This window comes from Brevinematales bacterium (genome assembly GCA_026415355.1).
GTDB lineage: Bacteria > Spirochaetota > Brevinematia > DTOW01 > DTOW01 > SKYB106.
In genome coordinates this window covers 1-12,304 of record JAOAHF010000023.1, presented here as the reverse complement: position 1 = coordinate 12,304, position 12,304 = coordinate 1, and the positions used below count along the sequence as shown (strand labels likewise).

The window sequence follows — 12,304 nt, the reverse complement described above, 5'->3', positions numbered from 1 at the left end:
CCAAATGGGAGAAGAACTCGCTAAATTCAAAGTCAGTGAAATAAAATTCTCAAAAGGTATAACCTTGGTAGAGTAGTAAAACCAAAAACACTAGCGGAGTAATAATATGTTAGCAAAAAGAATAATACCCTGCTTAGATATTGACAAAGGAAGAGTCGTAAAAGGTGTAAAGTTTGCTAAAATAATTGATGCAGGAGATCCTGTTGAAAATGCAATAGTATACAACAATAACGGCGCTGACGAAATAGTATTTCTAGACATAACCGCCTCTTATGAAGAAAGACATACTCTAGTTGAAGTTGCAAGAAAAGTAGCAGACAATATCTCAATACCTTTCACTATAGGTGGAGGGATTAGAACTATTGAGGACATCAGAGAGATGTTACTCGCAGGAGCAGATAAAGTTTCAATCAATACATCCGCAGTAAAAAATCCCAGACTAATATCAGAAGGTGCAGAAAAGTTTGGTTCTCAATGTATAGTAGTTGCTATTGATACAAAAAAAGTCAATGGAAGACATAAAGTATTTATAAAAGGAGGTAGAGAAGAAACTAGTCTTGAAACAATAGAATGGGCTATAGAAGTTGAAAAATTAGGAGCAGGAGAAATATTACTTACCAGCATAGATGCTGATGGTACAAAAGATGGTTATGATATTGAAATACTGAAAGAAGTATCAAAAAACGTAAAAATACCAGTAATAGCATCAGGGGGAGCAGGTAAAAAAGAGCACTTTCTAGAAGTTTTTACAAAGACAACTTGTACTGCAGCATTAGCAGCATCCGTATTCCATTTCAGAGAGATCGATATACAGGATCTAAAAGAATACCTACATTCAAATGGAGTACATGTGAGATTAAAATAATATCAATCTCTCTAGCAAATAGCCATCTCAATCTACTATTCTTCCAATAGATCACCACTTTTGTGAATATAATATATCTTTTTAGAATTCTCTATACTTAATACATAAAGAACTGACTCTGAAGACATAGCGAGTACTTCTTCCGAAGTCGTAAATATTATTTTCGATTTACCTTTAAACTCTTCTATAACTTCTAAAAGTCTTGCCCTATAGTAACTGTCAAGTAAAGCAAACGGTTCATCTAAAAGTACTAATCTAGGATTGTTTAAAAATGCTCTAGATAAAGAAACTAGTTTAGCTTCGGTAGGACTAAGCTCAAAAGACATTTCATATTTTATATTCTTAATCCCAAACAGATCCAATGCTTTATCAACTTCATAATCTATTTCTCTTTTAGATAGAGAAGTATTGTAAAGAAGAGGTAACGTCAAGTTGCTGTATACATCAGCATTACTTATCAAAAAAGTATCCTGAAAGTGTATAGAAACTCTTGAATGTAACTTAATGAGTGTTGACTTTGTAGCATTAGACAAATCAATATCCAAAACAACAATTCTTCCTCTAGTTGGTTTAAGAATACCTTTGATTAGTTTTAGCAAAGTACTTTTACCTTTACCAGGGTCAGACACTATACAAGTTATACCGTAATCTTCAAAACTCAGACTTAAGTCCTCAAATATATATTTTCTGTTTGCATAAGAAAAATAAACTCCCTCAAACACTACAGAACTCATTCTTCTTCCTCAAAATCATCATCATCTGAATCATAGCTTGAAACTGAAGAAGGTAGATTTTGATAAGAAAAATCTGCGCTAGATAAATTTTCAAACTTACTTGTTTCTTTTATAAACATAAGCTCAACAGTTCCAACAGGCCCATTTCTTTGCTTTGCTATTATTACTTCAACCAAATTTTTCTTATCAGTTGAAGGATTGTAGTACTCATCCCTGTACAAAAAAGCAACGATATCTGCATCCTGCTCGATGTTACCACTCTCTCTCAAGTCTGAAAGTATAGGTCTCTTATCAATTCTTTTCTCAACACTTCTTGACAACTGAGATAATACTATAACAGGCACATTTAATTCTTTCGCTAATGCCTTCAGACTTCGAGATACAAAACCTATTTCTTCATTCCTACTTCTTATTACAGATACACCTTTTGGAACTTCTATTGACTGTAAATAATCAATAACTATCGCATCCACACCTTTTTCCTTTGCAAATATCTTCCTCGACTTAGATTTTATATCAACTATAGAAGCAGAAGGTGTATCATCAATTATTATATCCAAAGATGACAACCTTATAGCAGCTTCAAGTAAAGCTTCCCAATCAGACTCTTTTATTCTACCTTCTCTCAAGTCCTTCTGATTAATTTTTGATTCACTTGACAATAACCTTTGAACAAGCTGTTCTTTTGTCATTTCAAGCGAAAACATAAGAACTCTTCTTGGAGGTATTCCTCTTTCAGGATCACCTTTAGCCATATTAAGACATAGGTTTAGAGCAAAAGCAGTTTTTCCCATACCTGGTCTTCCAGCTATCACTATCAAGTCACCTCTTTGAAAACCACCAGTCATATCATCAATAGCCTTATATCCTGAAGGAATACCAGTATACAACGTTTTTTCTTTAACAAGTCTCTGTATTCCCTTTAGCGTCTCAACAACTATGTCTCTTAACTTATAGTAGTCATAATGCCTTCTTACATCTATGGCTTCCAAAAGTTTTCTTTCTGTCATCTCAACTACTTCATTTATATCAACATTCTCCTTCATAGCAATGTCTATAATCTCGTAAGAAACCCTTATTATAGACCTCAAAACATACTTCTCATATATTATACTAGCATAATACTCAATGTTAGTAGTAGCAGGTATTGAATCCAAAAGAGACGACAAATAAGCAATACCTATATCTTCAAGTTTACCCATTTCCTTAAGTTTATTCTGTAGTGTTATAATATCAATAGGGATTTTGTCATCATATAATTCCATTATGGCTCTAAATATATCTTTATGCTTGTCAAGATAAAAGTGATCCTCTTTTAATATATCAATTATCTTCGACATTTTCTCGTTATCAACTATCACAGCACCAAGACAAGCTTTTTCAGCCTCAACGTCATGAGGCATTGATTTCATATTCATCGAAACCCCTAGAAAATTCTAATTGATATCTAAAATCGATTTCTAATCTACTCTAAACAATCACAAATCAAATTGATCCCATATCACACAATCTTTACAAACTCCAAAAAACTTACCATTCATATGTTCAGAAATTATTTTACTCTTTGCAAGTGCTATACTATCAATGCTATCTTTGAACATATTACCAAGTAAAACACTAATAGATGCATCATTAATACATAGAGGCACATCACCATTTGGAAGTACAACTAATGTGGTTGATAACTTGTAGCATGGTATTCTTGTAGGTAGTATAGTATCAACAGACACAAGATCTCTTATCTGAGGTTTTTGTATTATCTTATTATAATCTTTAAAATACTCATAGAATGATGGCAAATCTTTATCATTACTAGTATACCTAACAAATCTTAAATAAATTCTGCTAGGATCTATATCATAAAGTTCTTTCAGATTCTTTAAAACTTTTTCGTAATCAATTTTTTTAATTCTCAAATAATTCTCTTTTACATGAGTAGGTATGTCAACAAACACATTGAAAAAACTACTCTCAAAACCAACAACACCTATAGTCTCTCTGTAAACTTCCTTTAGAATTTCGTTTGAAACACCAAGCGAAGTTGTAAATATGAAAGTAACTTTTTTACCTTTATACTCAAGTATCTTACTAAGTATTCCATCAATATACTTACCATACAAAGGTTCATTAAAAATACCAATACACATTCCAAATGTCTTTGAGTAATCTAAGATTTTTGAAACAATGTAACTAAACTCATCAGGTGACATATCCTTATAAGAATTAACCCACCTAGGTAAATATTCGGAATCAACACCACTAGAAGATACTTCGACATAATAGAAAGAAGGTATCTCAACCAATAAGCTAGGATTACCATTAACAAAATCTCTGAGCTGAGATACAACATTACTCTTCAAGTCTACAAATTCTAAAACCTTTTTTGACAACTCTTGTCCCTTGAAAGACTTTGGATCAAGATACCATCTAAATAATCTTATATCATCCTCCAAAACATCAGTGTAGTAAATAGATTCATCTAACTCGATAGGCAACATAACATCCCTTAAGGGTTTTGAAACTCTTTGATATTTATTTAAAACCTTTCTCAGAAACTCTGTATCCCATACCTCAAACTCCATATAACTCGGTAAATTCGATATAAAAGATATCTCAGCATCCTCAGAATACAACCTCTCAACCAGAGACAAATCTATCAAAGTTGAAGAGTTCCAAGTTATAACAACTTTTCGATTTTCATCCAAGGATTCCAGTAAATCTCTATAGTCAGGTGAAACAAAAACTTTATCAAATGGTATCCTATCAAACAGGGGATTTGAATATTCAACATCTTTTATAACCACAAACTTCATCATACAACGCTAATTATAAGAAAAATTAACCACTCTTTTCACCGATCAAACTCTAGATAGATATACGTTTATTAAGTTATCTCAAAATAGTAATTCCAAGATACCACTTTAAGGCCTAAGAAGTCTGTGCTACTTTCATGTATCTACCTAACTCCCACTTCCACTGAAACCAAAATCAAAATACAAAATCGATATTAACTGAATAAGTAGATTACCAAAAAAACATGATATAGTCACTTATCTTGAAAGATAATAACTGCCATAATTATCATCAAGTTATGGAAGAAAACAAGCTCTACAGCGATAGAGTTTACTCTCTTTTTTTAGTCCAAACTTTAATAACTTCTTCCTCTGTAATCTTACTTTACCTTAAACTTTTCTCAGAAATTACTGATACCACTTTTTTTTATCTCACTTTAGGACTAACTATATCAACAGTACCAGTTCTCAAATTCATTCTTATGTCTATATTTTTCAACATTCTGAAGAACTCAATAAAAATTCAAAACTTGTTCCGTACCATAATTTTAGTGAGTGTACTAATAAATTTAGCTACAGTATCTCTACTTTTTCTTCTCTTAACACTTACAAATGAAATAATAACTAAAAAAACAGATCTAGTAGCAATAATCATAATCCTATCAACTATATTTGAAATAGGAATTACCTTCGCGATGAATCCATTCTTTGTTGACATTATAGGAGTAAGAAAAGAAATATCTAAACAAATACTAATTTCATCTGTAGCATTCACAGCATCATCTCTATCCATAATAATAATAATGGGAGTTTTACCCTATTTCTCATCAATTGAAAAAATAGGTTTTTCGATAGTATCAGGTATCATAATCTTCATTTCACTTAACAAATTCTATAACATAATATACCACGATTTTGATATTATAAGCGACACTATTAAATTAAACATAAACAAAGGTCAAAAAGAAAATATAATATCCGAAGAATTCTATTCAATACATATAAACCTCGAAAAAGTCATAGCAAATCAATACTCGTCATCTACAAGTTTAATAAAAATAATAAGACAATTTCAGAAAAATATTGAAAACATGCAGAAAAACTTATCAGAACTAGTACCTATTTTAGATGAAATACCAAAAAAGGCAAATAAACTCTTAACTATTTTAGAAAATGACATAAACACTATAAAATCAACACTATCTTCTAAAAAACTGATTGAAAATAGTATAGAAAAAATATCCTCTGATTTAAAACTACTAATATCAAACTTATCAAACTTAAAAGAAAGTACAACTAGTACAATTCCATCAGTAAATGTAATATCACTAGAGATATCAGAAAACCTAAAAAATATTGACAGCCTATCAAAAAATATTAACAAAACAATTGAAATGCTAAAATCATCATCAAAAAACGTACCAGAAATACTTGAAAGGTATCTATCCTTCAACAGCATAGTAAGCGAAATTATGAAAACTACAACAAAAATAAACTCACTTAGAATATCATTTGATGTTGAGCTTAAGAAAGTAGAATTTGACAAACAAAATAAAGATAAGTTTATCGTAATATCTCAAAAAATAGACAAACTCTTTCTTGAATTACACTCAACCGTAACATCAATGTACATAGATGAAGAAAAAATTCTAATAGACAAAGACATCAAAACAATGATAAGCGAAATGAATGAGATATCTAAAAGTGTTAAAAAACTCTATTCAATTGTACAGAAACTAAACGAAGATATAAACATTAATCTGCGAATTCTAGAGGAGACTAAATCTTACCCTTCAAGTATAATAGAACAATCTGAGACGATACTAAACTCACTTAACGAAATACAAAATGGAATATACAAAGAAGAAAAAGAATTAAAAGACTCCATAAAATCTATGGAGTACCTAAAACAATACCTTGTAAACATAATAGAAGATTATAACGACTTAAAGAATGAATTAAAAAAACATATCAAATACTTAGAATCAATTGATATAATTCTACCTAAGTTTATAGAGGATATTTACGAGGTTTAGCACCTATTGAGATAATATAGCTGTAATCTACAAATCTTCTCATTGAAACTCCAATTAAACTAGGTGGTATTATAATCTCAAAAGGCCTAGAAACCATAGCTGCTGCAGAAAATTTTGACATCTGTATAATAATACCCCTAAAAGATAATGACAATTTTTTTAATGGTTTTCCTTCCAAATATCTTGGTATATTAAATCCAGCTACATCAGCCATTTGTACAGCAAACTGCGCCAAAGGTATTGGAACTACTTTTTGATTCTCTGGAATGGCAATATCACCTATAGCCCAAACATTATCCAAACTTTTAACTCTAAGGGATTCATCAACTACTATCCTACCTTGAGCTCCTTTCTCAAACTTAATGTTTGATTTATCCTCTATTCTTCTAACTAGACTATTAACTACAACTCCACTACACCACAATATAATATCATATTCAAACTCTCTTCCATCTAGCGTATATACCTTTTTATCATCAATCTTACAAACAAGAGAATTATAGGCTATATCTACATTCTCTCTCAAAAGATAATACTCTACAGTTCTACCAAGACTCGGAGGTAACGATGGTAAACATCTATCTTTGGCTTCCAATATTAGTATGTTAGGTTTTATATTTTTAGTTTTAAGATAATGAGACGTTTCTGAAGCAACTTCAACACCTATAGGTCCAGCTCCGACAATAACAATCCTTGGAGATTTGTTATTTGAAATAAATTCATCTATTTTTCTAACATACTTTTCAAGATCTCTCTCATTCCAAAACATTATAGAATAACTTTTAACACCTTCAATACCAAAATCAGATGGTTCAACACCGAAAGCAAAAACAACCTGATCATATCGTACTTCTCTTCCATCATAAAGTATAATAGCTTTGCAATTTAAATCAACAGCTTCAATATCACCTTTAATAAACTCAAAATTAGAATACCTAGAAAATATATCCCGGTAATAAACTAAAACCTTTTCCTCCCTATTTGATATAACAGCAGGCAGAGATGGTAAAAGACATTGAAACTCATTCCTATCAATCAAAGTGACCTTATAACTAACTGATGATCTATTAGCATAGGACAAAAGATGTTTTACTAATTTAACACCTGCATATCCTCCACCTAGAACCACTATATTATACATATCTTGTACCTCTACCTCTTATTTTCCCTTTCTTAAGGAAACCATCATAATGATGAACAATCAACTGAGACTCTATTTGGGTCAATGTATCTAAGGCAACACCAACCATTATAAGTAAAGAAGTACCACCTAAAAGATATGCTATGTACGTTGGTACATTTAGAGAACCATATATTATGTTAGGTAAAATTGCTATAAGTCCTACTATTATAGATCCTGGAACCAAAATTCTATTGAGAGTATCATTCAAAAACCTGTAAGTAGGATCACCTGCTCTAATACCAGGAATAAAACCACCATTTTTCTGTAAAGTTTCTGCCAATTCTTGAGGATTAAACTGTATAAATGTGTAGAAGTAAGAAAAGAATATCACAAGAAGCATATAAAGAGTAATATACAACCAACCTTCAAAAGACAACCAAGCTGCTATAGTTCTAACTATTGGTGAATCCGCACCACCAAAGAAAGTAAGTACTTGTTGAGGGAACGTCATAACCGCTGAAGCAAATATTATAGCCACAACACCAGCAGGATTAAGCTTAAAGGGTATATAAGTACTTTGCCCCCCATAAACTTTTCTACCTACTACTCTCTTGGCATAACTAACAGGTATCTTTCTTACAGATTGCTCAAACCAAACAACAAATATTATAACACCCAAAAACAACAGCACAACAAGTATTAAAGTTATTTCAACTGTACCCGAAGCCTGTAATTGCCTATAAACATTGTATATTGATTCTGGTATCCTTGCTACTATACCAGCCATTATTATAAGAGAGATACCATTACCTATACCCTTCTCAGTTATTTGCTCTCCCATCCAAACTAGAAACATCGTACCAGCAGTAACAGTAATCAGAAAACTTAGATAGAAAAGAACAGTATCTGGATAGAGAGAAAGACCAGTTCTAGCAAATATTTCAGCCTTGAGATTTCTTACAAAATACAAACTTAATCCCCAAGCTTCTATAAGTGCTAAAGGTACTGTACCTATTCTAGCATACTGCATTATTTTTCTTCTACCATCAGGCTCCTTTGATATCTTCTCAAGAGCAGGTATTACATAAACAAGTAACTGTATTATAATTAAAGCACTTATATATGGCATCACACCTAAAGCAAATATGCTTATATTAGACAAAGCCCCACCAGCAAAAAGGTTAAAAAACTCAAGAATTCCCAAATTCGTTTGACCAAACCTTTCACTATATAACGCTAATACCGAATAATCAATACCAGGAACAGGTATTGTAGTACCTACCCTAAAAACTATAAGAATAAAAAGAGTAAACAAAACCCTCTTCCTTAATGACTCTACCTTAAAAATATTTATAAAGGCTTTTAACATAATTATCTCCCCATTTTGTTTGGAATTTTAAAAATGCCTCAAAAACGATTTCAAATTCAACATTATCAATAGTAACTTGAAATATACGTAGATTAAACTTTTATATTATTATTCTCAAACTCATATTATTCACTAGGAGGTTAAACTATGAAAAATGGAAAAAATCTCATACTAGTTACGTTATCGGTCATTATAATTACTACAGTATCATGCTCTCCGACACAGATACCGCAACAAACTAGCATTAATCCCACAGTTTTACCAAATCATAACGTAAACGAACAATCTGTAAACCTATCAGTACAAACTATTTTTTATTCCTATCTTAGCCCAACAAACTATACAAACTTTCAAGTTAGTCTAGCTCCATTTGAGGCAAAAGTAATACTTTTATCAAACATTGGACTATCTGGATCAATTGATACCGATAGCTCATGGTACCTAGACGCAATTTTCTACCAAATATTTGTAAGAAGTTTCTATGATTCAAATGGAGATGGAATTGGGGATTTAAATGGTATAATACAAAAACTAGATTATATTACAAACATAGGTTTCAATGCTATATGGTTACTACCTATCTTTGAATCACCCTCATATCACGGATATGATACAACAGATTATTACTCAATAGAAGAAGATTATGGTAACATATCCTCATTTCTAAATTTGATTTCACAAGCGCACAACAAAGGAATCAGAATAGTACTCGATATGGTCTTAAATCATACTAGTTCCTCTCATCCATGGTTTATAAACTCAGCAAATAATGGAAACAAAGCCAATTGGTACATTTGGACTAATGTTTCTTTAAGTGAATTAAATGGGTGGGGATATGCATGGGGAGGCGGTAGTGCAGGAAATGTTTGGCACTGGAATAATACAAGAGGTATGAGATACTACGGTGCATTCTGGAGTGGTATGCCAGACCTTAATATCCTAAACTCTGAAGTCTCAAACGAATTATTCAAAATAGGATCAAATTGGTTATCAAAAGGTATAGACGGATATAGACTTGATGCAGTAAGATACTTAATTGAAACAGGTCCAGGACAAGGACAAAGAGATACAATTCAAACCAAAGTATTCTTACAAGTATACAATTCATACTTAAAATCGCTTAAACCCAACTTCTATACAGTGGGTGAAGTTTGGGAAAACAATTCTATAGTGTCTGGATATTATAACAGACTCGATAGCTGTTTTAACTTTGATTTCGCTTACTCTGTAGTACAATCGATAATAAATGAAAATCCTTCAAGTCTTATTAACATGATAAATACCAAACCTAGTCACATTCCTTGGAAATTTTTCGCTCCATTCCTGGATAATCACGATGATATATTTTTCAACCACGGCAGAATATCAGATCAATTCTATGGAAGATGGGATGAACAATTCCTATCAGCAACATTACTATTAACATTCCCCGGAACACCCTTCGTATACTATGGATCCGAAATAGGAATGAGAAGAAGAGGAACGCAAAACGAAGACATAGATAAAAGAACTCCAATGCATTGGAATAGTAGCTCCAAAGCAGGATTTACAACCGGAACACCCTGGACACCAATAGCAAACAATTCAAATCCTTATAATGTAGAATACCAATTATCAGATGCAAATTCTCTACTTAACCTTTATAAAAAATTAGTAAACATAAGGAGATATTTCCCATCATTAAGAAGAGGTACTTTCAAGCTTCTATCAACAACAGATAACCAAGTAATGTCATACATAAGAATAGGAACAAACGAATCAATAATGGTTGTCGCAAATTTTTCGTCATCACCTAAAAACGTAAAAGTAGATCTTTCCTCAAGTGGTTTAGTAATACCATCGATATACAAAACCTATCTATTTTTATTACACCCAAATACAACAAACACAACTTCATCAGAAATAAACATAAACGGCACCAAAGAATATATATGGAACCATTGCAAAATAGTAGGTCCTATTACAAACACCCAAACAGAAACCAAAGGCTGGGATTTCGGAGGATTTCTTGGATTGTATATAACAAACGATCAAACCAATCTCTACATAGCATTGGAAACTTTAAATTTAGCCGGAGCATACGGAAATACTATCTATATTGTTATAGATATTCCAAGCACTAACTTAGATTCTAAAGATCTGACAAACATCCAAGTCCTTAACAACTACTCAAAGAAAGTAATTCTAGCAAATAATCTAAAATACGATGCTTTCATACATATGAAAGCTTTTCCAAGTAGTTTCGTTGGAGATACAAACCATACACTTATAGTATGGGCAGATGGAAACTATATAAAGCTTACAGAAATAGGCGGTAAAATAGGAGCAAATCCTGCTTACAAGTTTGTTGAAATCTCAGTACCGTTATCCTACTTAAGATTAAGTTTAAACGATACAATAAAGATATCTGCTTTCTTCTCAGGAGGCGATTGGGAATCAACAGCATACTGCGCTATTCCCTTCAATAATGATAATAACTCTATAACTGGTGGAACATCAGGTCCTTTACCAAATCCAAGTTATAACTCTCTGACAGTAATCGACGACTTTGTTACATATACAATAAAGTAAACAAAGAATTCATTTTTAGGATATAAAAGTTTTTAGCTTCTCATAAACTTGCATAAGGGGTAACCTGTAAGCAGAAGAAAGTTCAACAGAGAAGGAATATATATTCCATAAAATCTTCCTCTAGTATAAAACGTTCTTCTTGTCTAGCAATAAGGACACCTTTTCTGTCAGGTATATCTTTAAAGTTATACGGAGTATTTTCAATACACTCTCTCCCCTACTTTTCTACAAATCCATATTCAAACATCCTTTGAGTTATTCTTACCCCCCTAGACTACTTAGATAACATACCTTTCTCGTTAAGAATTATATCCATCATCTCATCTAGTTTCTTTGATTTACGTTCTCACACATTTTCATACCAAAATCAAAATTCAATTTTACGGACATAATAAACTTCCTATAATACAAAATCATTAGAACAATTTCAAGAGTATTCCAACTAATCTCAAGAAATCTATTTCCAAAGCTCTAAATTAACTCTTTCTATGTATTGCTTTACTTCCCTACGAAGCCTTTTAAAATCCAGCTACCTAGTCTGAAACAAAAAGAATAAGAACATCTCTATACGTCAATACACCTTCTTTTAATAAGGAACCTATTCATGTCCTTTTTGTATTTGTCCTCCTGACACTATCAATCCTCTTTGTGTTAGGATTACCCTATCATCCTTTACTTCCACAAGCCCATAGAGACTAAGTCTTTGGATACCATCTCTATATTCTTGAGATACCTTATCATCAAGTTTGCTGGTAATCAAGTCGTCTATACTTACCTCTCCCCTTTGTGCTAATATATTGAGTAGTAGTAACTC

The 12,304-nt window shown here is 31.9% G+C and carries 9 protein-coding genes; 3 read left to right on the top strand and 6 right to left on the bottom strand.

Annotated elements, in window-relative coordinates; translation table 11 throughout:
* The first annotated feature begins 106 nt into the window (after positions 1–106).
* On the top strand, positions 107–865 hold the full coding sequence (gene hisF, locus N2712_07630; GenBank protein MCX8029845.1) for an imidazole glycerol phosphate synthase subunit HisF: 759 nt from the start codon (positions 107–109) through the stop codon (positions 863–865).
* 35 nt (positions 866–900) lie between these two features.
* Here the strand turns inward: hisF and N2712_07625 are convergent, their stop codons facing one another.
* Genes N2712_07625 through N2712_07615 form a run of 3 tightly spaced genes read right to left on the bottom strand, consistent with a single transcriptional unit; the run spans position 901 to position 4,415 of the window.
* On the bottom strand, positions 901–1,599 hold the full coding sequence (locus N2712_07625; GenBank protein MCX8029844.1) for an energy-coupling factor ABC transporter ATP-binding protein: 699 nt from the start codon (positions 1,597–1,599) through the stop codon (positions 901–903).
* Complete coding sequence (dnaB, locus tag N2712_07620) at positions 1,596–3,017, bottom strand: replicative DNA helicase (protein MCX8029843.1); 1,422 nt, start codon at positions 3,015–3,017, stop codon at positions 1,596–1,598. Before dnaB ends, N2712_07625 begins: the two co-directional genes overlap by 4 nt.
* A gap of 60 nt (positions 3,018–3,077) precedes the next feature.
* A complete protein-coding gene (locus N2712_07615; GenBank protein MCX8029842.1) occupies positions 3,078–4,415 on the bottom strand; it encodes an SPASM domain-containing protein in 1,338 nt (445 codons plus the stop codon).
* Positions 4,416–4,690: 275 nt separating this feature from the next.
* Here N2712_07615 and N2712_07610 point away from each other — a divergent pair, with 275 nt between their 5' ends.
* Positions 4,691–6,427 carry a hypothetical protein gene (locus N2712_07610; GenBank protein ID MCX8029841.1) on the top strand — a complete coding sequence of 579 codons (1,737 nt, stop codon included), beginning with the start codon at positions 4,691–4,693 and terminating at the stop codon, positions 6,425–6,427.
* On the opposite strand, the gene N2712_07605 is transcribed toward N2712_07610, so the two are convergent.
* The gene (locus N2712_07605) at positions 6,402–7,568 is read right to left on the bottom strand and encodes an FAD-dependent oxidoreductase (GenBank protein MCX8029840.1); all 1,167 of its coding nucleotides are present in this window, start codon (positions 7,566–7,568) and stop codon (positions 6,402–6,404) included. The two genes, N2712_07610 and N2712_07605, sit on opposite strands and share 26 nt — an antisense overlap.
* Positions 7,561–8,919 carry a preprotein translocase subunit SecY gene (gene secY / locus N2712_07600; protein ID MCX8029839.1) on the bottom strand — a complete coding sequence of 453 codons (1,359 nt, stop codon included), beginning with the start codon at positions 8,917–8,919 and terminating at the stop codon, positions 7,561–7,563. The genes N2712_07605 and secY overlap by 8 nt, the downstream gene beginning before the upstream one ends.
* A 147-nt stretch (positions 8,920–9,066) precedes the next feature.
* Here secY and N2712_07595 point away from each other — a divergent pair, with 147 nt between their 5' ends.
* The gene (locus tag N2712_07595) at positions 9,067–11,490 is read left to right on the top strand and encodes an alpha-amylase family glycosyl hydrolase (GenBank protein MCX8029838.1); all 2,424 of its coding nucleotides are present in this window, start codon (positions 9,067–9,069) and stop codon (positions 11,488–11,490) included.
* A 598-nt stretch (positions 11,491–12,088) separates the two neighbouring features.
* Here N2712_07595 and N2712_07590 read toward each other — a convergent pair.
* Positions 12,089–12,304, bottom strand: a 216-nt coding sequence (locus N2712_07590) for a hypothetical protein (GenBank protein ID MCX8029837.1), incomplete at its 5' end; no start/stop codon positions are given.